This is a genomic window from Shewanella sp. (genome assembly GCF_041630135.1).
Taxonomy (GTDB): domain Bacteria; phylum Pseudomonadota; class Gammaproteobacteria; order Enterobacterales; family Shewanellaceae; genus Shewanella.
Window position 1 is genome coordinate 13,669 of record NZ_JBFKLW010000046.1, and the last position, 19,285, is coordinate 32,953.

Annotated in this window: 21 protein-coding genes and 1 tRNA gene; 10 read left to right on the top strand and 12 right to left on the bottom strand. The window is 52.2% G+C overall.

Annotated elements, in window-relative coordinates; translation table 11 throughout:
• Nucleotide 1 precedes the first annotated feature (1 nt).
• From ABYK60_RS12800 to ABYK60_RS12830, 7 genes are all read right to left on the bottom strand, one after another.
• Complete coding sequence (locus ABYK60_RS12800; protein ID WP_372872415.1) at nt 2-235, bottom strand: acyl carrier protein; 234 nt, start codon at nt 233-235, stop codon at nt 2-4.
• A gap of 65 nt (nt 236-300) precedes the next feature.
• Complete coding sequence (locus ABYK60_RS12805) at nt 301-1,038, bottom strand: cytidylyltransferase domain-containing protein (protein ID WP_372872416.1); 738 nt, start codon at nt 1,036-1,038, stop codon at nt 301-303.
• Nucleotides 1,038-2,120, bottom strand: a complete 1,083-nt coding sequence (pseI, locus tag ABYK60_RS12810) for a pseudaminic acid synthase (RefSeq protein WP_372872417.1) — start codon at nt 2,118-2,120, stop codon at nt 1,038-1,040. The genes ABYK60_RS12805 and pseI overlap by 1 nt, the downstream gene beginning before the upstream one ends.
• On the bottom strand, nt 2,117-3,229 hold the full coding sequence (locus ABYK60_RS12815; RefSeq protein ID WP_372872418.1) for an aromatic ring-hydroxylating dioxygenase subunit alpha: 1,113 nt from the start codon (nt 3,227-3,229) through the stop codon (nt 2,117-2,119). Before ABYK60_RS12815 ends, pseI begins: the two co-directional genes overlap by 4 nt.
• Nucleotides 3,230-3,289: 60 nt before the next feature.
• Entirely contained in the window at nt 3,290-4,372 is a 1,083-nt protein-coding gene (gene pseG, locus ABYK60_RS12820) for a UDP-2,4-diacetamido-2,4,6-trideoxy-beta-L-altropyranose hydrolase (protein WP_372872419.1), read from the bottom strand.
• A complete protein-coding gene (locus ABYK60_RS12825; RefSeq protein WP_372872420.1) occupies nt 4,362-5,144 on the bottom strand; it encodes an SDR family NAD(P)-dependent oxidoreductase in 783 nt (260 codons plus the stop codon). The genes pseG and ABYK60_RS12825 overlap by 11 nt, the downstream gene beginning before the upstream one ends.
• 3 nt (nt 5,145-5,147) lie before the next feature.
• Nucleotides 5,148-6,197: a 3-oxoacyl-ACP synthase III family protein gene (locus ABYK60_RS12830; protein WP_372872421.1), complete on the bottom strand. Its 1,050-nt coding sequence runs from the start codon at nt 6,195-6,197 to the stop codon at nt 5,148-5,150.
• A 158-nt stretch (nt 6,198-6,355) separates the two neighbouring features.
• Here ABYK60_RS12830 and ABYK60_RS12835 point away from each other — a divergent pair, with 158 nt between their 5' ends.
• Nucleotides 6,356-7,393, top strand: coding sequence for a ketoacyl-ACP synthase III (locus tag ABYK60_RS12835; RefSeq protein ID WP_372872422.1), 1,038 nt, complete (start codon nt 6,356-6,358; stop codon nt 7,391-7,393).
• Between the two features lie 309 nt (nt 7,394-7,702).
• Nucleotides 7,703-9,394 carry a methyl-accepting chemotaxis protein gene (locus ABYK60_RS12840; protein ID WP_372872423.1) on the top strand — a complete coding sequence of 564 codons (1,692 nt, stop codon included), beginning with the start codon at nt 7,703-7,705 and terminating at the stop codon, nt 9,392-9,394.
• Between the two features lie 616 nt (nt 9,395-10,010).
• Here ABYK60_RS12840 and ABYK60_RS12845 read toward each other — a convergent pair.
• Both ABYK60_RS12845 and ABYK60_RS12850 read right to left on the bottom strand, forming a co-directional pair.
• Nucleotides 10,011-10,086 (bottom strand) — tRNA-Arg (locus ABYK60_RS12845).
• Nucleotides 10,087-10,140: 54 nt separating this feature from the next.
• On the bottom strand, nt 10,141-11,325 hold the full coding sequence (locus ABYK60_RS12850; RefSeq protein ID WP_372872424.1) for a flagellar assembly protein T N-terminal domain-containing protein: 1,185 nt from the start codon (nt 11,323-11,325) through the stop codon (nt 10,141-10,143).
• Between the two features lie 255 nt (nt 11,326-11,580).
• On the opposite strand from ABYK60_RS12850, the gene ABYK60_RS12855 reads away from it, so the two are divergent.
• Complete coding sequence (locus ABYK60_RS12855; protein ID WP_372872425.1) at nt 11,581-12,213, top strand: FlgO family outer membrane protein; 633 nt, start codon at nt 11,581-11,583, stop codon at nt 12,211-12,213.
• A complete protein-coding gene (locus ABYK60_RS12860) occupies nt 12,210-12,662 on the top strand; it encodes an LPP20 family lipoprotein (protein WP_372872426.1) in 453 nt (150 codons plus the stop codon). The genes ABYK60_RS12855 and ABYK60_RS12860 overlap by 4 nt, the downstream gene beginning before the upstream one ends.
• A 221-nt stretch (nt 12,663-12,883) precedes the next feature.
• Here ABYK60_RS12860 and ABYK60_RS12865 read toward each other — a convergent pair whose 3' ends face one another.
• The 3 genes from ABYK60_RS12865 to flgA all read right to left on the bottom strand — a co-directional run bounded on the left by ABYK60_RS12865 (nt 12,884) and on the right by flgA (nt 14,536).
• Nucleotides 12,884-13,309, bottom strand: a complete 426-nt coding sequence (locus tag ABYK60_RS12865; RefSeq protein WP_372872427.1) for a flagella synthesis protein FlgN — start codon at nt 13,307-13,309, stop codon at nt 12,884-12,886.
• 111 nt (nt 13,310-13,420) lie between these two features.
• Entirely contained in the window at nt 13,421-13,753 is a 333-nt protein-coding gene (flgM, locus tag ABYK60_RS12870) for a flagellar biosynthesis anti-sigma factor FlgM (protein ID WP_372872428.1), read from the bottom strand.
• A gap of 75 nt (nt 13,754-13,828) precedes the next feature.
• On the bottom strand, nt 13,829-14,536 hold the full coding sequence (gene flgA / locus ABYK60_RS12875) for a flagellar basal body P-ring formation chaperone FlgA (RefSeq protein WP_372872429.1): 708 nt from the start codon (nt 14,534-14,536) through the stop codon (nt 13,829-13,831).
• A gap of 203 nt (nt 14,537-14,739) precedes the next feature.
• Between flgA and ABYK60_RS12880 the strand changes: the two genes are divergently transcribed.
• From ABYK60_RS12880 to ABYK60_RS12905, 6 genes are all read left to right on the top strand, one after another.
• Nucleotides 14,740-15,660, top strand: a complete 921-nt coding sequence (locus tag ABYK60_RS12880) for a chemotaxis protein CheV (protein ID WP_372872430.1) — start codon at nt 14,740-14,742, stop codon at nt 15,658-15,660.
• Between the two features lie 160 nt (nt 15,661-15,820).
• Nucleotides 15,821-16,654 (top strand): protein-glutamate O-methyltransferase CheR, encoded by an 834-nt coding sequence (locus tag ABYK60_RS12885; RefSeq protein ID WP_372872431.1) that lies wholly within the window; start codon nt 15,821-15,823, stop codon nt 16,652-16,654.
• A gap of 142 nt (nt 16,655-16,796) precedes the next feature.
• Complete coding sequence (gene flgB / locus ABYK60_RS12890) at nt 16,797-17,195, top strand: flagellar basal body rod protein FlgB (protein WP_372872432.1); 399 nt, start codon at nt 16,797-16,799, stop codon at nt 17,193-17,195.
• Nucleotides 17,196-17,197: 2 nt separating this feature from the next.
• Complete coding sequence (gene flgC / locus ABYK60_RS12895; RefSeq protein WP_372872433.1) at nt 17,198-17,614, top strand: flagellar basal body rod protein FlgC; 417 nt, start codon at nt 17,198-17,200, stop codon at nt 17,612-17,614.
• A gap of 25 nt (nt 17,615-17,639) precedes the next feature.
• The gene (gene flgD / locus ABYK60_RS12900; RefSeq protein WP_372872434.1) at nt 17,640-18,365 is read left to right on the top strand and encodes a flagellar hook assembly protein FlgD; all 726 of its coding nucleotides are present in this window, start codon (nt 17,640-17,642) and stop codon (nt 18,363-18,365) included.
• Between the two features lie 34 nt (nt 18,366-18,399).
• Nucleotides 18,400-19,285: flagellar hook-basal body complex protein (locus ABYK60_RS12905; RefSeq protein WP_372872435.1), on the top strand; the 886-nt coding region annotated here is incomplete at its 3' end.

Below are 19,285 nucleotides of genomic sequence, written 5' to 3' on the forward strand. Positions count from 1 at the left end.
TTCAGGCGCTCAGGTGTTCCTGAACCAGTGATACCAAATCATCAACCGACTGAATTTGCTCGAGCTTATCACCCTGAATAACGATATTGAAATGCTCGTCGGCCATGGCGATTACACTGAGGAATGCCAGTGAATCCCAGGTGTCGATGTCTGCGAGTGTCTCTGCGCCGCTCAGGGTGTTGGTGTCCAGTTCCAGGATTTCTTCCAGTGCATTCAGAAATTCTTGTTTGTTCATAGTCGTGTCCTCTTGTGAGTTTTGGCCTGCCATCAATCTGGTTATCGGCAGGATTTCTAATGTATTCAGTGGGGCGTTTTTTGTTTTACATGGCTGTTAATGGCGGCTTTATCTGGCTGAGCCATAAGCAGGGCGCAGATCTGCTTGCCATCAGCATCCAGCCAGTTTGGGCCGAGCGTGCTTGCAATAAAACGAACCAGCGCCAAATCATCCGCTTCATCAACGCACAAGCGAAACTCCCGCCACTCAGATTTACCCAACCTGACACCAAGCAGGGGGACTTCGCCGTTGGAGTACATGCTGAAAGTGACATGCTCCCTGGCCGCGGGGCTGGTTGCGATTGAGGCGGTTTGCGCCAGTAATTTATAGGGGAATACTTCCGTATCGAATCCACGGGGAAACTCGCCCAGATCCAGATAAGTGTACCCTTCGGCGTTATTTGCCAGATGGGCCTCGATTACCGCATCAATCAGTTCTGGTGCAACCAGCGGGCAGTCACCTGTGAGTCGAACTATGGTATCTCCCTCAGTAGCTCCCGCTTTTTGGGCGGCGAGGTAAAATCTTGAAAGTACATCTAGCTCACTGCCTTGGGCATACAGCATCTTCGCTGACTCAGCCCATTGCTGCAAAGGTGCATTGTCCGGTGTATCGGCAATGGCCAGGATGTGCCTGTCGATGAGGCGGCTTCTGGCGACTCTGTTGCAGTGGGCCGCTATCAGGGGTATGCCTTCGATATCCATCAGCACCTTGGCGGGCAGTCGGGTAGAGCCAATGCGCGCCTGAGTGACGCAAATAACCGCCATCAGGGTTTCTCCTTCAGCGTTGTAGTCAGGTGTTTGCCGGACAGTGGTGTGCCGAATGTGATGTCACATGCCGCCGCTTGCCCTAATACCTGAGGCAAATAGCGGGTGTGCAGCCCAAGCCCGGGACGCACTGAGCGAACATTGTGCTCGCTGAACAATTCCCCTTGTCTGATATCGGCACAAACATAGAGGGAGCGGCGAAATTCGCGGCCTCCCTGTTCGCTGGGTTTCAGTTCGTAATTGACCTGTCCCAATGCGGCATGGGCACGACGAATATCCTTCACCATGGCGGCAAATTCATCGGGCTCCAGTGAGAATGCCGCGTCGACCGAACCGTCATTTCTGTCGAGTGTGAAGTGTTTTTCTATTATCTGTGCCCCCAGCGCGACTGAGGTAACACTGGCGATACTGTCCTTGGTGTGATCGCTCAGCCCAACGATGACATCAAAGCGGCGGGCCAAATCCTGAATGGTTGCCAGATTGCAGTCTTCGATTGGCGTGGGGTAGCCGCTGATACAGTGCAGCAGAGCCAGCTGGTTGCCCCCTGCCTTTCGTACCGTTTCTACCGCTTCTTCGATTTCGCTGAGTGTCGCCATGCCGGTAGAGATAATAATGGGCTTGCCGGTTTTGGTGACGCGCTCAATCAGACCGATATCATTGATTTCAAAAGAGGCAATTTTGTAAGCAGGTGCATTCAGTGACTCAAGCAGGGTTACCGCTGAACCGTCGAAGGGGGATGAGAATAAGGGCACACCATGGCCGGCGGCTCTCTCAAACAGCGCCTTGTGCCATTCCCAGGGGGTGTAGGCCTCTTGATAGAGCTCATACAAGGTTTTGCCTGCCCACAGACCACCCGTGATACAAAACTCAGGACCATTGTGGTTCAGGGTGATGGTATCTGCAGTGTAGGTCTGAATTTTGATGGCATCGGCTCCGGCATTTGCCGCGGCATCCACCAGTGCCAGCGCCTGCTCAAGCGAGCCCTTGTGGTTGCCTGACAGCTCGGCAATGACCAGGGGAGGTGCACCGGCGCCAATCTGACGACCGGCGATACTGAAGTGCTGGGTGAATCGGACACTCATGACACGGCCTCCCCATTGGGTTTATCGTTATCCGCCCGCCAGGCGTCATGGAATAGCCGAATTCTGTCTTCACACTTGCCCAGCAGCGCCGGGGTTGTTGTGTGGGCATAATTCAATTGGCATGATTCGGCCATTATGCGGTCTTCTTCGAGGATGGTGTGATTAAACTCAGTGAAGTTGGCTATCACGGCCCGCTTGAGAGCACCTTCGCGCGCCGGGCCATCCGCCGTGGAAACCATGCGAAGCCGGTAATGAAGTACTGTTTCTTCACGATTAACCGGATCATAGGTTTGTACTGACATCAGCGAACCATTGGTCAGGCCAATAGCGAGGTTTGGGTAAATAAACACATGATTATATTCATTCAGTGTGGGGTGCTGGCTTAGCTTGAGTTGCTTTCGCACACCCGCCCACCATTTCTTTGGGGCGTCCAGTAGGGGGGTGTTCCCCAGGTTGTGTGGTGCAATGCTGATAATCTCACACTCTGCCCGTGCCAGATTGGAAAAGCTGTCCGGATGGGTGCCCGGAACATGGTAAACCTCAAGTACAGTTTCCACCGCCAGCTTCCAGTTGCTGTTCCAGACATAACTGCCGCTGTGTACCGGGTCGTTAAAATGGGCAGAAAAATCTTCAAGCATGCCATAACAATCGCCAAGGAAGGCTTTCAGGGACGGGCCGTCCTGACTTACGCGGACAAACACAAAGTCGCCACAGCTATCGACAGCAAACTGCCTCAGTCCCAACGCCGCTTTTTGCGACTCATCGAACTGAAATTCCTGATTATTCGCCGGAACGCCAGCCAGTCGGCCACCGGCCTTGTAGCTCCAGCAGTGGTAAGGGCACCTGAGCGGGCGATTGCCCTTGGTCGCGGTTTGTAGCCTTGCCTTACGGTGGCTGCAGATATTCAGCAGCGCAGATAATTCACCATCGAAGTTTTGCACCACAATGGGAAAACCGGCGATATCCAGGGTCAGGAAGTCATTGTGATTGGCAAGCTCATCCTTAAAACCAATAAACAGCCACTGCTTTTTAAAGACATGCTCCAGTTCCTGCTTGAAGGAGTCTTCACTGGCATAGTGTTCGGGGGCGATGGCGATGGAAGCTATCATGCACTTTAATTCCATTGTTTTTAGACAAATTGACTTGATAGAGCTGATGGCCAATACGGGTTATTTTGTCTTTTGGCAATCACGAAGCAGTATGGATGCCAGCTCAATTATCCCGCTGCTATCAACAATTTGACGTGCTTTTTGACTCATCATTTCACGCTTGCATGGATTGTGCCACAGCTGTTTTACTCTTGCTGTTACTTCATCCAGCAGTAAATGTGATCCGGGGGAGCCGAATGGGGTGGGGCCAGGCTGCCAGGCGCGCATATCACTCACCTGATACCAGGAATCGACCAAAGATGAAGTAAGAGCAGGTGCTTGATTATCAACACAAACCAGGGCAAAGGTCGGTACACCCATCGATGCAAGCTCTCCGAGTGTGCCGCCGGCTGCTGACACGGCCAGGCCGCAACCAGCCATGACGTTTGCCATGTTTTCTACGTTTCTCAGTACACGAAGAGGCTGATTGCCCTGGTTGGCCGCCGTCAAAGAATCATCACTCAGCTCTGTCATAGCGCCGACAATGATGGTGATTGGCGTGTCAGGTAAAGACAAGGTTAGTGTCTTTACCAGTGGGATTGACAGGCTTTTCACATCTGAGCCACCCAGGGTGATTAACAAAGATTCCCTATGGCTGAATCGGGGCTGGGGGGTAACGCGAAACTCCTGCCGCAGTAATGTGTACCTTGGACCCAGGAACAGTGATGCGGTTCCGGCACGTTGGCGGTAACTTGCTTCACTCAGATCCGGGGCCGGGTTTATTACAGCATCCACGGGCAAATGGTGGGCGGCAATGGCGTCGTCCAATGCGACACAAAACGTCTGGCAGGCTGATATGGCTTGCCATTCATCGGCATTAAGATGGTAGTCATCTACCACAAGCATATCGGCAGCCAGACTATTAATTGCTGAAACCGTCAGTTGGGAAGGTGCGCATTGCCAGTCAAAACCGCGGGCGTGAAGTTTCTGTTTCAATGCATCAGGGCATGATTTACCCCAAAAAACCGTCTTCAGGCTTACCCGAGTCTTTTTTGCTGCCGCAATAAACGCATCAGCCAGGGCCATTAATCGCATCAGATGACCAGCCCCGATGGTTGCCGAGGCATTGGCGTAAAACACCAGCGTTAAGGACTCAGCCGGCAAGAAAGCCTCCATCGACATTAAGGGTGGTGCCTGTGATTTTTTGGCTAGCCGGCCCGAGTAAAAAACTAACTGCATCCGCTACGTCGGTTGGCGAGGCAATTCCAAGAGGATGTGCGGCTTTCAGTGCCTCGGCCTGCTGCTCACCCAGCATCGCAAACTGTTTGTCTGCCTTACTGCCACTGACCAGCGCCGGTGCAACGCAATTTACCCTGAGTCCTTTATCGGCGAGTTCCAGCGAGGCGCTTTTTACCAGAGAGGCCAAGGCGGCTTTGGAGGCCGCATACAGGCAACGGCCCTTTAGCCCCTTTTGACCGGCAGCCGAGCCTATCAGCACCAAACTCGCGCCGGCATTGGCATGCTGCTGTTTGGCGAAAGCCGACAGTAACATGGCGGCGGCGGCAAAATTGATATCGAAATATTGGCCTATCTGGCTTGGCTTAAGGGTTTTTAGCGGGCTATAGCCCTGAAAGCTGGCACTGTGAACCAGACCATCAAATGGACCATAGTGTGTGACCAGTTGTTTGACAGTGGGCACTATGCTGTCGAGCTGCGCCAGATCCATCGGATGAATATAGTGAGCCGGACCTGCCTGCTCCCCGTTAGCCGGCGACATCGCGCTTATATGGGACAGGGTGGCCTCAAGCGCTTCAGCGCGCCTGCCGATTAGCCCCAGCCTTGCCCCCTGGCTTACCAGGGCAACGCAGATGGCCAGGCCGATATCAGAGTCTACCGAAGCCCCGGTAACCAAAATATGTTTATTTTTAAGCTGCAAAAATTATTGCTCCAGCGCCAGGGGGGCGAAATCGTCTGTTATTTCAGTCAGTGCCGGGGGCGCATCCATCTGGATATCGGTAATCAGGGCTCCCCATGACCAACCGACACCAAATCCGCCCAGCAACATCTTGCGCCGCTCTGTGAAAAAATCCCCGAGACGGTGACAGATGGCAAGGGGCACTGACGCCGATGATGTATTGCCAAAATCTTTCATATCAATGAGATATTTCTCTGCAGCGACACCGGTTTTTTTCCGCAGGTGCTCAAGAATAAATTGATTTGCCTGGTGCATCACCACCATATCCAGCGAGTCTGCTTGCTGCCCCGCAAGGGCCAATACATCCTTCACCAGCTTGGGCACGACTTTCAATGTAAAGGAAAACACCGCCGCACCATTCAGATAAAGGCGTGTATCGCGGTATAGCCTTGCCTGTGTTTCGTCATCAAAAGGTTCAGGCTCTGGCATGCAGGGGTTACGTCTGCCGCCGGCCTTTACTGCAATATGCTGGCCACCGGTGCCGTCAGTACCAAACACGGCATAGGAGTCGGGCCACTCGGGATCGAACTCAAGCGCTGTGGCCACTCCGGCGTCGCCAAACAAAGGCAGGGTTCCTCTGTCATCGGGCAGCAGGTGGCGGCTTGAAGTATCTGCGCACAGCACCAGAGCGCGTTTTCCGCTTGAGCTGTTCAGCAGTTGGCTGGCTATCCAGGCACCATAAACAAAACCTGAGCACCCCAGGCTGACATCCAGACACGCCGCAGTTTGTGGCAGCCCCAGCCGCGTTTGCATCAGGCATGCGGTGGCGGGAAGTGAGTAGTCAGAATCCTGTGAAACAAAAATCAGCACATCAACGCTGTCGGGAGCCCATCCAAGGCTGGTCAGCAGTCTTTCCGCCGCAGCCACACACATATCGGAAGCGCATAAATGTTTGGGTAAGATGCGTCTGGAGTGGATCCCGGTGCTGGCGTATACCTTGTCGGCTTCCTCTTGGGTGAACAGCCCTGGGGTGTCGACATAGGAATGTCTGTGGGGAGGAACAACGGCGTGCATTCCTGCGATCCTGACTGATTTTATGACAGCTTCCATTTAGCTACCCCATTGAAATTCAGCTATTTTGATTGGTTTCAACTATAACATTGAATAATATAGCTTGAAAGTTGGTGGCAAGCTCGGTTCCTTTGGGGACTGATGGCTCAGGGGGAAGAGAAATGGTTCAGACCTGCGTACAAGGGGTTGAGGTTCGGGGTATGGTTTCTGTCGTTCCGACTGAGCTTGTGGACAATCACAGCCTGACGCACCTTTTTAACCCCGTTGAACTGCAGCGGGTGATTGAATCTACCGGTATTGAACAGCGCCGGGTCGCCAAATCGGGACAAACTGTACTGTCAATGGCCACCGAAGGTGGAGCATATCTGCTTAAGGAGCTGGATTGGGATACTCCCGCCGGACTTGTCATTTGTGTCACACAAACCCCGGACTATGCGCTGCCGGGTAACGCCATTCAGCTCCAACACAGGTTGGGACTTGGCAAAGACACCCTCGCTTTTGATGTCAATTTAGGCTGTTCCGGTTTTGTCTATGGCCTCTGGCAAGCTGCCACCTTGTTGTCGTCGTTGCCATGCAGCCGCGCACTGCTGGTGGTGGGAGATACCACATCACACATGTGCGGCCAGGGCGAGCAAAGCAGAGCCGTAAGCCCACTGTTTGGCGACGCTGTCAGTGTCATTGCACTTGAAAAAAATCCATCGGCAGCACCGATGCACTTTTCGTTTGGCAGTGATGGTGCCGGTGCCCCCTACCTTATTCAGCCTAATAGTGCTGCGCTTCGCCCCGGGGAACTGCCCGCTCTGAGTATGGACGGTACCCAGGTGTTTGTGTTTACCCTGCGGGAAGTGCCATCTTCAATCAATGCAGTACTGGAGGCGGCAGCCTGGGATGTAAAAGAACCCGATGCGGTGGTGTTACATCAGGCCAACGAAATGATGCTCAAGCGTCTGGCAGACAAACAGGGATTCACGGCCGAGCAAATGGTTATCGCCATGAAATACAGAGGAAACACCAGTTCGGCTTCTATTCCGTTGGCGATTACCGATACGCTGGACAAGCAGCTGCTGACTGCGCCTCTGAAAATGATCCTGTCCGGATTTGGCGTTGGTTGGTCATGGGGTAGTGCAGCTGTCACACTCGGGCCATTGATGGTGTGTAAAACACTCAATTTTAACAGCGGCGATAACAGCGGGTCTTAGGCCACAGCCAACAGGCAAGGTGGTATTTTAATCCTTTCTGCCCGATGGCCAGACTGGCGCCGGTGGGCAAGTATCGTTAATACTTTTCTTTGGATTCCATGATTTAGGTTGGCTTTTCACCGACTAAAGTGCAGTTTTTGGTCACACTTTCAGCACATACTATGGTTTGAAAAGAGCGGGCAAGCTGGCTGACGTTGGCACTGTGTGATGCGATGTCCTGTCACCTCATTGCGGTGTGTCAGCAGCCCCTGTCTTTACCGGGGTGCCGGCTGGCAGGGGCTCCCCGCAGTCAGCGCATATCCAGCGGATATGGCTCACTCCCCAAACCCTCTGGCAATGTTGTTGGGTATCGAGGTGTTTATGCTTGGTAACTATCTGAGAAGTTTTAATATTTCACGCCGAATCTGGGTGATGCTGCTGTTGTCATTGGTCGCGACCCTGCTGATGTTTGTGTTTGCACTGCGTAACATGGATACGGTGTTAGTGCAGGAAAAACAAGCGCGGCTGAATGCGCTGACCGATATTGCTGTCAGCATCATCGCCGACTTTCAGCAACAGGCCCAATCCGGTCAGCTCAGCGAAGCGGATGCCAAGGCCAAGGCGTTGGTCGCTCTGGATAACCTCAGATACTCAGGCAAAGAATACTACTTCACCATCGACCGGCAAGGGATGATGATCCAGCACCCCTTTGCCAAAAAATTGGTGGATACCAATGTGTTGTCAATGACCGACCCCAACGGGGTTAAGCTGTTTTCCGAAATGATCCGCCTGACGCAAAACAGTGATTCAGCCTTGGTCAATTACATGTGGAATAAGCCAGACGCTGACGCCCCCAGTCCTAAAATGAGTGTGGTCAAGCGCTTTGGTGAGTGGGGCTGGATTGTGGGCACCGGCATTTATGTGGATGACATTGCAGCCCAGAAACAGCAGTTTACCTGGCAATATTTGCTGGTGTTCCTGCTGGTGTGGGGGCCGGTGCTGGCACTGCTGTTGATGATTAGCCGCAGTGTAACTGAGCCTTTGCAGCGAACTCTGATGGCCTTTAAAAACATTGCCGAAGGCGAGGCCAACCTGACGTTGAGGTTGGAAGAGCGCGGTCGTGATGAGCTGTCACAGGTGTCGGTGTACTTCAATGCCTTTGTTGGGCGTATCCAGTCATTGGTCAGCTCGGTGCGCGATTCAGTTGACCACAGCCGTGAACTGTCTTCCTCGCTTTCAAATGTCGCCCACCAGGCAGCCCAGGCCACAAACAGCATGCAACAGGAAACCCAGAGTGTGGCCGCCGCCATCAATCAAATGTCAGCCACCGCCAGTGAAGTGGCCGCAAATGCCCAGCTGGCGGCAGAATCGGCAAAAGATGCCGACAGCCAGGCTGACAGTACCAATCTGGTGGTAACCCATGCCATGGGTAATATCCGTCAGTTATCCAGCGAGCTTGAAGAGACCTCCGGGATAGCCAGGGCTCTCAAGGTCAGCTCGGGTGAAATAGGGCAAATTCTCGATGTAATTGTGGGCATTGCTGAGCAGACAAATTTACTGGCACTCAATGCCGCCATTGAGGCTGCCCGTGCAGGTGAGGCCGGACGCGGCTTTGCAGTGGTTGCCGATGAAGTCAGGACGCTGGCGAGCCGTACCCAGCAATCCACTCAGGAAATCAATGCCATCATTGAGGCCATTCGCAGCGCCGTCGACAAAGTCAATGCATCGGTCGACCGGGCACGCCAGCAATCGGATAACACGGTTGATGAAACGGCGCAGGTGATGGATGCCCTTGGCCTGATTAAGCAGGCCATAGGTCAGATAAACGATATGAACCTGCAAATCGCAACCGCGACCGATGAGCAAAGTGCCGTGATTGCTGAATTGAATGAGAACATTAATCGGATCAATGAGATTTCGGTGGAGAATCAGTCCAAGAGTGAAACCGTGGGTCACACCAGCGACCGGATTGCAGCAGACTCCAGGCAGATGGAAAGCCTGATAGCGGTATTCAAGGTGTAGCTGCACGAATCAGCCGCTCGCCCCGCGCAGCCCAGTAGCCTTACTGGCGCGAGGGAAGGGGCGAGCGGTTATTGATGTCCGCCCCTTTTTGGGTGGACTCAGAAACCCACCTTAAGTGTTATGCCCCTCAACATCTAATCAGCAAAGACTCCGTCCTTGGGTCATTACCCCTACAGGACGGGACTTAGAGATAGAGAGAGTCACCATGGTCGGCCTAAGGTGAGCCCCCTCAGCATATCTCCTGAGATGCGGTCTTTTAACGAACACATTGCTCAAGCTGGTACCCAAGCTGAAGGTCACGCCAATTTCAGACATATCCCCGCAAGTGACCGTCTACAGCAAGGATGCTGTCGTCGAGCTTACATGGATGTGCTTGCAGCGTGTCACCTTCGGGAATATACGAAAGCGCACGGCAGGTGATTGATTACACCCGACGCCGGAAGTTGTAACTAAAACAAGAGATAACCACCGTGCAAGCGGTAGATAGGCGTTACAGTCAACACAAAAGGCTCTGTCAGCGAGTAAAGAAGCGGAATTGAATCATCGGAGTCGACAGAAAAAAGAGGAACTGAAAAAAAGCTTGAAACTTGTGCAAGCAGTCTCAAGAAGAAGTGACTGGTCTCCCCACAGGGACTCGAACCCCGATCGGTCGCTTAGGAGGCGACTGCTCTATCCTGTTGAGCTATAGGGAGACCCGCTGATTATACCCATTTTGTATTTGATTAAAAGTGTTGATTTTTAACTGGTTAATTCTTGGGCGTCGCGGTTTTTATCACCATGTCGCTGATCTGAATGTTGTCCACCGTGCCCATTCCTGCCAGCTCGGCGCGGGCGCTGTTTTCGGTGACCTGGGCTATCTTGATGTTTGTGTTGCTGTTATTGCCGGTAGTGCGGCTTGTGTTAAAACGGTCTGACAGGTTTTTGGCCAGCACTATCGACAGTTCGTCACCTACCTGAATGCCGTGGCGTCGCCCCAGATTGAGTATGAGGGTGGCGCCCTGCTTGGCAACGATCTGCCCCAATACCGGCCGGCAAAGGAGGGCGTTATCCATCTCTTTGGTGGCCTGACTCAGTAATTTGTCGACGGCTCTGCCATAGGCTGAGCGCCAGAAGCGGTCTTGTTCCGGCGCGACGATTTCACTGCGCTCAAATTCCCACGCCGCCGAGGCGGAAAATCCTTGCCGCCAGATTATCTCACCGCTTATGCCATGAAACAGCGTCAGGGTGAGGGCAAATTGCCTGACAGGGTCATCGCGCATCAGGCCAAAATAACTGCTTTGGGCAGGCTCGGTGGAGACATCAGTGATTTCCGGATAGAGCACGTACTGGCTGTCACTGGCATTGGCAAGGTAATTTGGCAGCCGGTAGCCTTGTATGGCGGCCTGACGGGAATCGATGGCGAGCCGGGTATCGGACTGCAGATTGGCAAAACCGGTAGACGAGTAGTTATCCACTTTATCGGCCAACTGAATTGAGATGGCTTTACCCAGGGTATTGAGCTGCCCCTGGCTGAGCTGACTGCGATGGCTGATGGTGGTTTCAGGCACCAGTATGGCGGCTTTCAGTGCCGGGGTGCGGCACTGCGCAGAGGGGTCGTCATACAGCTCTACTCTGAGCAACACCCGCAAACGGTTGTTTTCAACTTGCTCGCTTATCAGTTGAATCGGTCCGGTCAGCATGGCTTGGTTTATTTCAAAGCTGTTGGCAGTGAGCCTGCCACCCTCTGTTTGCTGGTTGGCGCTGAAGCTGATACCGGATTGCAGGCTGGCGTAACTGATAGCCTGCTCTATGGCCTCGTTACGGGCTTTGGCAATATCACCATCGACAATAACGGCTTCACCTTTGGCATCCACCCAGTCAGCCAGTACCGGCGCAGATGGCAGTGCGAATGTCAGTCCCAGAATAAGCAATGTCAGTTTAGCGGGTGTCATGGGTAGTCCTGTCGTTACTGCAAGCCGAACACAGCCTGTTTAGTGGCACCGCATTGCTGCAATAAGGGGCGGTGCCGGTGGCTGGGTGTGTGTGACTCGAATAAAGCAAAAACCGTGCCTTGCCGGTGTGCTGTGGGGCTCACGTCAGTAAATTAAGGGGTAAAGTTTTTGCACCGGGCGCCGATAGCTGTTTATCAAGGGAGAGGTTTATTGTGCCTTTCCGGTAATTACTGTTTAATTTCATGGGGTTGATTTATGTACGGGAAAACAGCCGTCGCACTTGCCTTATTGCTGGCGTTGCAGCCTGCCATGGCGGCAACCAAAACTCCCCAAATGATTACCTATGGTGATGAGGGCTATCCGCAGCGGGAGCAAGTCAATGTTCTGGCGCAGAAGATAGTTAACGAATTGCTGCTTACCAATGATGTACTGAGTACCACCCAACCGATAGTTGTGACCACGCCGGTAAACGTTGATGACTTTACCCGTACCGGCCATTTTGCACGTCAGTTGCAGCAGGGCATGATGGCGGCATTGCATGCCCGCTACTTTAATGTGGTGGACACGGCTCTTGGCCAAACCCTGCGTGTAACCGACAAGGGCGATCTGTTACTCAGCCGCGATTGGCAGCGGCTGCGCGATGTGGCTGATACTCAGCACGTGTTGGTGGCAAATTACAGCCTGGGTCGTGAAGGGCTTGTAGTAAACAGTCGGATCCTCGATATCAGTAACAGCAGGGTAGTGGCGGCGTCGCAGTCTTATAGCCGTCCGGGGGATCTCAGGGACTATCTGGCCTATTCCGAGCAGGTGGTGGCCAAAGATGGACTGCTTTACCGTAACGAGGCGCCGGGCATGGATATGGTCAGGCTGCTGGGAGAAGACAAATGAAACACCTAATGCTGATCTTGCTGGCGGTTTTCCTGTTGGGCGCCTGCAGCAGTAATGATCGTTATGTGCAGTGGGAAACAGTACCGCCAGAGACTTTTCCAAAGCTTACCGCGATAGGTTATGCCCCGCTGGATACCCAGCCAGCCAAAACCCAGGCCGAAAAGGTGTTGATGGCCATGCAGGCGTCAAAGCTGGCTGCATACCGTGAATTGGCCGAGCAGGTGTATGGCCAGAAGATTACCGCCAGCTCCAGTGTGAACGAATGGACCATGGGCGACGATAACCTCCGGGCATCGGTTTCCGGGGTAATACGGGGTGCAAGGGTTGTGAAAAGCTATCCGGTTGGTGAGCACTATGTGACTGAGCTTGAACTGGATTTTGCACAGGTATGGGCGGTATATCAGCAGCAGAATCGGCCGCAACGGGTGAAGGATGTAACCTATTTCTGACAGCGGTTTTTCTTATGCCCCATTCAGCCTAAAGCCCCGTATTTACGGGGCTTTTTGTTTTTAGAATTTTTTGCTTATGGAGCTCTGTGTTTATGGAGCTTTTTGTTTACTGAGCGTTAGCTGACCGGGGATGCTGCCGCCGCTGGTTTGCCAGACCGTGGTTTTACCGGCAAAGACGGGAACTGTGGATCCCGATAGCATCTCAAAGGCGAAGATCTGACTCAGACTTCAATACTGTTACCCAGACTGGCAATAGTGGAGGTTCTGCCTTTGCCGGTATAGGTAAGGGAATTGGCATTGCGGCTCATTTGTAATGCCTGGGCGAGCCGGTTGATGCTGGCTTCGTTGTGCTCTATCAGTTGGGCGTTAAGCTGATTATCGCGTTTGCACTGCGCCAAGGTGCTTTTGGTGGCGTCGACCATTGCCGCCAGTTCCGGGTCGCTTGTCAGCCGTTGCATGGCCGGATGAGCAGCCAGGGTATCGTCATTCTTTTTCAGCGCCAGCAGGGCTGCTGATTTCTTTTCGGCGAGGGTTAGCAGTTCATCGGCTTGCTGGGCAATCAGCGCGGCTTTTTCGGCTTCAATCAGCACCAGTAGCTCATTAAGCAGGGCTTGTTGTTGCGCGAGCAGGGAAGTGAGTTCATTCATTGGATAACCTCAGGCCGGGTATATGCAAAAATATTGGCGGACATGAAATTTTAAATGCAAAAAGCCGGCCACTATGAAGTAACCGGCTGCAACCCGATGCCTTTGGCGGTGTTACTGGTCCTGATCGAGGTCCTTCATTTCCTGTTCGAAGCGGACGATATTGGCGGCCAGCTTTTCAGGATCGATTTTGTAGCGTCCTTCGGCAATGGCCTGTTTGATCTCTGCGACTTTCTTCTGGTCGACTTCAGGCAGAGAGGCGAGCTTTGATTGCATGCTCTGCAGCTGCTGAGCCTGACTGGTAATCACAACAGAATCGGTTTTTTGTTGTGGCTGCGCCTGAGCTGTTTGCGCGGCAGATGCCTGGGCATTGCGGGCAGTGGTTACTGTGCTCGCGGTGTTACCGACACGGTTCGCGGCATTGTTTTTGGGTAATTCGATGGCCATCGGGGGGCTCCAGTATTACAGACTCGGGTTTCTTAGCATTTTTATCGGCAGGCTTGGGCAAAGCTTTAGCGTATTTTACATTTTGACTTCGACTTCGCCAACGCCGATGACGGTTGCATCCAATACTTTGTTTGAGTTGACATTTCTGATGCGGATGCGGTCGCCTTCGTTACCATCGGCGAGTGCTTCTCCCAATGTTTTGATTTCAAAATTGGCTGTTTTTGCAAAAATTGACACCGCATCGCCTTTGCACACAAAGCACAAATTAGCGGCAAAAACCGGTGAGTCCTGTGCAATACGTCGTTTGGCTCTGGTGCCTGATATGGCAGAGGTATCGGAAAACTGTTGTCCTCTTAGCAGAGTTTTCTCCACATAGCGTACTTCCAGGTTAGCGCCATCCAATAAATCTCCACTGGCAATTGGCCTTGTTGCGACGACCACCGGAAATAACACCTCAGCCCGGACAGATATGAACATTTGCCACGGATAATCGAGATCCGGGCTGTTGCAGCTGATGCGCACGGTATTGTTACGGGAAATGGGTCTGTCAGTTGCGAGGCGCGCCAGTATTGGTCCATCACAGCGTGGAATATTTACCCTGTTGTCCAGGCTTTGCGACTGAATACTGATTTTTGCGTCGGCCGGAGCGTCAATTTTTTCCGCCACTGCGCCTTCAGCCGCCGCTGTGATGGCCGATAAGCTCGGTTGTTGTGGAATTGCAGTGGCAAAAGCCGGGCTTATCCACAAAAGGCTTGCAAAAAATTGTGCTAACTTTACTTTCATAATTAACAGACTAGCGTGTAACGCCAGAATACACCTATACTTTCAGTCGGGGCCGGAACAGCTTGGTACAGCAGTCTGACAGGTTCGTCAGAAGATTGACAAAGTTCGGGCACAGGTTGTCGGTAACAATTTGCAAGCAAGTTACATGCCTATGCTCCACGGAGTTCGGGGCGCCAACACACTAAGACTATAAAGGCGAAGTTATGTCGAGCATTCTTGAGTCAGTCAATAAGCGTACCCAACTGGTTGGGCAAAACCGTTTGGAACTACTGCTGTTCAAATTGAACGGTCGCCAAAGGTTTGGGATTAACGTATTTAAAGTAAAAGAAGTTTTGCAGTGTCCGCCTTTGACCGCCTTGCCCAAACTCAATCCTTTTGTGCGTGGTGTGGCGCATATTCGCGGCACAACAATTTCGGTGATTGACCTCAGTGCGGCAACAGGTGGCCGCCCCATTGAGAATACCAAAGACTGCTTCATCATTATCTCCGAGTACAACCGCAGCGTGCAGGGCTTTTTGGTCAGTTCAGTAGAGCGCATTATCAACATGAACTGGGAAGCCATCATGCCGCCGCCTCAGGGAGCGGGTCGCTACTCTTATCTCACCGCGGTTACCGAAATCGAAGGTGAGCTGGTGGAGATTCTGGATGTTGAAAAAATCCTCGATGAAATCAGCCCGGTAAAAACCGCGATTTCCGAAGATGTGGACGCCAGACTGACTATCGATCGCCAGCAGCATTTCCATATTATGGTGATTGATGATTCTGCGGTTGCCCGCAAGCAGATCATTCGCGCCCTGACGCCGCTCGAGTTGCAGATAGACACAGCGAAAGACGGCCGTGAAGCCCTGGAAAAACTCAAATCGATTGCCAGTGAGGTAAATAACGTTGCAGACGAAATTCCGCTGATTATTTCAGACATTGAAATGCCGGAGATGGACGGTTATACACTCACAGCTGAAATTCGTGATGACCCCAAGCTGAAAGGTATTAAGGTAATCCTGCACACTTCTTTAAGTGGCGTGTTTAATCAGGCCATGGTGCAAAAGGTGGGAGCGAACGACTTTATTGCCAAATTTAACCCTGATGAATTGGCGGCGGCAGTCAATAAGCACCTTAGTCTGTAACTGAAATGGCATTCCCTTAGAGGGCGGGTATACTGCACTAAGGGCGCTTGAGTTCCAATGAGTGATAATGTATAAAGCAGCGCTTGTTTTTGGGTAGTAAAATCAGAAGATTAATGTGAGTCTGCATTAGTCTTCACCATTATGTGCAGGATGGGATACAGTGTCGGATAAATCACTGGCTGAGGCGGAATATAATCAATTCAGGTTGTTCCTTGAGCAACACAGCGGCATTGTGCTGGGTGAAAATAAGCAGTATCTGGTTCGCAGTCGTCTTGCTCCTTTGATGGGAAAATATAATCTGCCATCTCTGTCAGAAGTGGTTAAGCACTCAATGAAACCGACCGAAAGGCAGTTGCGTGCCGAGGTGATTGATGCGATGACTACTAACGAAACCCTGTGGTTTCGAGATAAATATCCCTTTGATTTATTAGGTAATAGCTTGTTACCTGAATACGCCCGTCTGGGGCGCCCACTGAAAATCTGGTCGGCGGCCTGCTCCTCAGGGCAAGAACCTTACTCGCTGGCGATGACCATTCTCGAGTTTCAGCAGAAACGACCCGGTGGTTTGCCCACTGGTGCCAGCATACAGGCAACCGACTTGTCGCCCTCCATGCTGGAGCGTTGCAAACAGGCCGAATATGACAGCCTGGCACTTGGCCGTGGGCTTTCCGACGAACGCAAGCGCAGCTTTTTTGACGCTTTGCCAAACGGCAATATGCGGGTGAAAGACAATGTACGCCGGATGGTGAGTTTCAGAGCCCACAACCTGCTTGAAAGCTATACCCTGCTGGGTAAGTTCGACATCATTTTTTGCCGCAACGTGCTCATCTATTTTGCCCCAGAGGCAAAGGCCAAAATTTTGCGGCAATTTGCTGCCGCTCTGAACCCCAAGGGGATCCTCTTTCTCGGCGCCTCTGAATCCATAGCGGGTTTGACAGAAGAATTTGATATGGTTCGCTGTAATCCGGGTATCTACTACCAAAAGAAAACCTAGCGCATCAAACGATTGCTTTTTATATAAAAAACCGGCTATTAGAGGCCGGTTTTTTTATGTCGTGAATCTTACTGAACTCGAGACGGCATCTTTGGCATATGAATTGCTTTGATTTTGACATTCCGACATTGGAGGCAATTTTATGGCGATCAATTTTGATAAGGCTCTCGGAGTGCATCAGTTCACTCTTGGGATCCGGGCTGAGCGGGCAGAAGTGCTTTCGAGCAACATCGCCAATGCTGATACCCCCCATTACAAAGCTAAAGATGTCAATTTTGCTGAGGCACTGGCGACGGCCCGCAGTCAGCAACGCAGCATGCAAATGGCTCAAACAAGCGAACGCCATTTCGACTTGCAAGCTTTGAGCCGACAGCATATCCAATACCGTATTCCCAACCAGCCAGATACAGGTGATGGCAACACTGTTGATCTTCAGCAGGAGCAGGCGGCTTTTATGCAAAATGCCATCGAATATCAGATGTCACTGGGCTTCCTTGAGGGCAAGTTCAATGGCATGCATAAAGCGCTTAAAGGAAGTTAATTATGAGCTTGTTTAATATTTTCAATGTTTCGGGCTCCGGGATGACGGCGCAATCGGTTCGTCTCAATACGACGGCCAGTAACATCGCCAATGCCGATTCGGTTTCCAGCAGTATCGACCAGACTTACAAAGCCCGTCATCCGGTGTTTGAGGCCGAGCTGGCCAAGGCAAGTCATCAGCAGCAGGCTGCCCGCGGTGTCAATGTGAAGGGCATAGTCGAAAGCGATAAGCCGCTGCAAAAGGAATATAACCCAGACCATCCCATGGCCGATGCCGATGGTTTTATTTACAAACCCAATGTGAATGTGATGGAAGAGATGGCTGACATGATTTCGGCATCACGTTCATACCAGATGAATGCCCAGGTTGCAGATGCTGCGAAAAACATGCTGATGCAAACGTTGAGAATGGGTAAGTAATCCGGTTGCGTGAAGGAGGTAGGCCGTGAGTTTTCTTAACTCTATTAATCAGGCAGCAGCGCAGTCAACCCAAAGCACCGGCAATCCTTTTTTGGACAGTGTCCGCCTTCAGAGTAAAGAAGCGGTTCCCGAAGCCAAAAAGCAGGAGCTTAGCCAGGAAGACTTTTTTGCCCTGCTGTCGCAGCAGCTGTCAATGCAGGATCCGTTTAAACCGGTGGAAAATGACCAGATGATCGCCCAGATGGCGTCATTTTCCACGGTGGATGGCATTGCCAAACTGAATGACCATATTTTGAGCCTCAATACCGTCATGACATCCAGTCAGGCGTTGCAGGCATCAGGTTTGGTGGGGCAGAAGGTGCTTATTCCATCTTCAACCGGGCATGTGTCAGCTGAGGAGCCGAACATCAAAGGCGTTATCAGTACACCCACCCCTATAGAGAGTATTACTGTAAGGATTGAGGACTCCAAGGGACAGCTGGTTACCAGCTATACGGTGGATGGCAGTGAAGGCGGCAATATTGATCTGAATTGGGATGGCCTGGACTCTGACGGCAACCCGGTTCCGGAAGGAAACTACACCATCAAGGCCAGTGGCAAGGTCGATGGCAAAGCAGAGGAATTGCCTGTATCAACCTATGCCCATGTGTCCAGTGTGTCACTGGGAACGGCAGCGACCGGCGCGATTTTGAATTTGCGTGGCGTTGGTGGCATTAAACTATCGGATGTTCTGGCTGTGGCTGAAGGCTGAACCAGAATCAGGGGATTAGAGAGGTAACTGACTTATGTCTTTCAATATCGCACTCAGCGGCATTGCTGCCGCCCAGAAAGATCTGAACACTACGGCCAACAACATCGCCAACGTAAACACCACAGGCTTTAAAGAGTCCCGTGCTGAGTTTGCCGATGTGTATGCGGCTTCCATTTTTGCCAACAGCAAAACCCAGGTGGGTGGCGGTGTAACTACCACTCAGGTTGCTCAGCAGTTTCATCAGGGTAGCTTGCAGTTCACCAGCAATGCGCTGGACTTGGCTATCAGCGGTGGCGGTTTCTTTGTAACTTCGGCAGATCCCAGTGCGCGGGATTACAGTTTTACCCGTGCCGGTGCCTTTAAGGTTGACAGTAATAACTACCTGGTAGATTCCGCCGGTAATTTCCTGCAAACCTTCCCGGTGGACAAATTTGGTAACTCTACCTCGGTGAGTCTGACAACCACGCGCCCGGTGCAAATCCCGGATACCGCCGGCAGCCCGGTGATGACTGAAAACGTTGGTATTGCCATGAACCTCAATGCCGGTGAAAAAACCAAGGATCCGGCTGCGTTCGATCCCGATGACCCAGCCACCTTTAATAACTCCACCTCGTCGACCATTTATGATTCATTGGGTGAGCCTCATATTCTGACTACCTATTTCGTGCGGCCAAATAATGGTGCTTACACAGGTGAAAACAACTGGGTGGCCTATTACGCCCTTGATGGTCAGGCCGTCAATATGGGGGGGGCGGCCGGCACATATCAGGTTGACACCAACGGTGATGGTACTCCTGATGGTACCCAAAATGCGCAAACCACCGGCGGCTGGACAGGATCGGTGATCACCTTTAACAGCACAGGTACATACACAGGCACCAGCCCTGCGGTTATTACAACCCAACCTTTGGGTATTGGTG

What these genes read in the sequence shown, in the direction of transcription:
- ABYK60_RS12800 (WP_372872415.1), bottom strand. Translation starts at nt 235, where the DNA reads ATGAACAAACAAGAATTTCTGAATGCACTGGAAGAAATCCTGGAACTG.
- ABYK60_RS12805 (WP_372872416.1), bottom strand. Translation starts at nt 1,038, where the DNA reads ATGGCGGTTATTTGCGTCACTCAGGCGCGCATTGGCTCTACCCGACTG.
- pseI (WP_372872417.1), bottom strand. Translation starts at nt 2,120, where the DNA reads ATGAGTGTCCGATTCACCCAGCACTTCAGTATCGCCGGTCGTCAGATT.
- ABYK60_RS12815 (WP_372872418.1), bottom strand. Translation starts at nt 3,229, where the DNA reads ATGATAGCTTCCATCGCCATCGCCCCCGAACACTATGCCAGTGAAGAC.
- ABYK60_RS12830 (WP_372872421.1), bottom strand. Translation starts at nt 6,197, where the DNA reads ATGCACGCCGTTGTTCCTCCCCACAGACATTCCTATGTCGACACCCCA.
- ABYK60_RS12835 (WP_372872422.1), top strand. Translation starts at nt 6,356, where the DNA reads ATGGTTCAGACCTGCGTACAAGGGGTTGAGGTTCGGGGTATGGTTTCT.
- ABYK60_RS12840 (WP_372872423.1), top strand. Translation starts at nt 7,703, where the DNA reads ATGGCTCACTCCCCAAACCCTCTGGCAATGTTGTTGGGTATCGAGGTG.
- ABYK60_RS12850 (WP_372872424.1), bottom strand. Translation starts at nt 11,325, where the DNA reads ATGACACCCGCTAAACTGACATTGCTTATTCTGGGACTGACATTCGCA.
- ABYK60_RS12855 (WP_372872425.1), top strand. Translation starts at nt 11,581, where the DNA reads ATGTACGGGAAAACAGCCGTCGCACTTGCCTTATTGCTGGCGTTGCAG.
- ABYK60_RS12860 (WP_372872426.1), top strand. Translation starts at nt 12,210, where the DNA reads ATGAAACACCTAATGCTGATCTTGCTGGCGGTTTTCCTGTTGGGCGCC.
- ABYK60_RS12865 (WP_372872427.1), bottom strand. Translation starts at nt 13,309, where the DNA reads ATGAATGAACTCACTTCCCTGCTCGCGCAACAACAAGCCCTGCTTAAT.
- flgM (WP_372872428.1), bottom strand. Translation starts at nt 13,753, where the DNA reads ATGGCCATCGAATTACCCAAAAACAATGCCGCGAACCGTGTCGGTAAC.
- flgA (WP_372872429.1), bottom strand. Translation starts at nt 14,536, where the DNA reads ATGAAAGTAAAGTTAGCACAATTTTTTGCAAGCCTTTTGTGGATAAGC.
- ABYK60_RS12880 (WP_372872430.1), top strand. Translation starts at nt 14,740, where the DNA reads ATGTCGAGCATTCTTGAGTCAGTCAATAAGCGTACCCAACTGGTTGGG.
- flgB (WP_372872432.1), top strand. Translation starts at nt 16,797, where the DNA reads ATGGCGATCAATTTTGATAAGGCTCTCGGAGTGCATCAGTTCACTCTT.
- flgC (WP_372872433.1), top strand. Translation starts at nt 17,198, where the DNA reads ATGAGCTTGTTTAATATTTTCAATGTTTCGGGCTCCGGGATGACGGCG.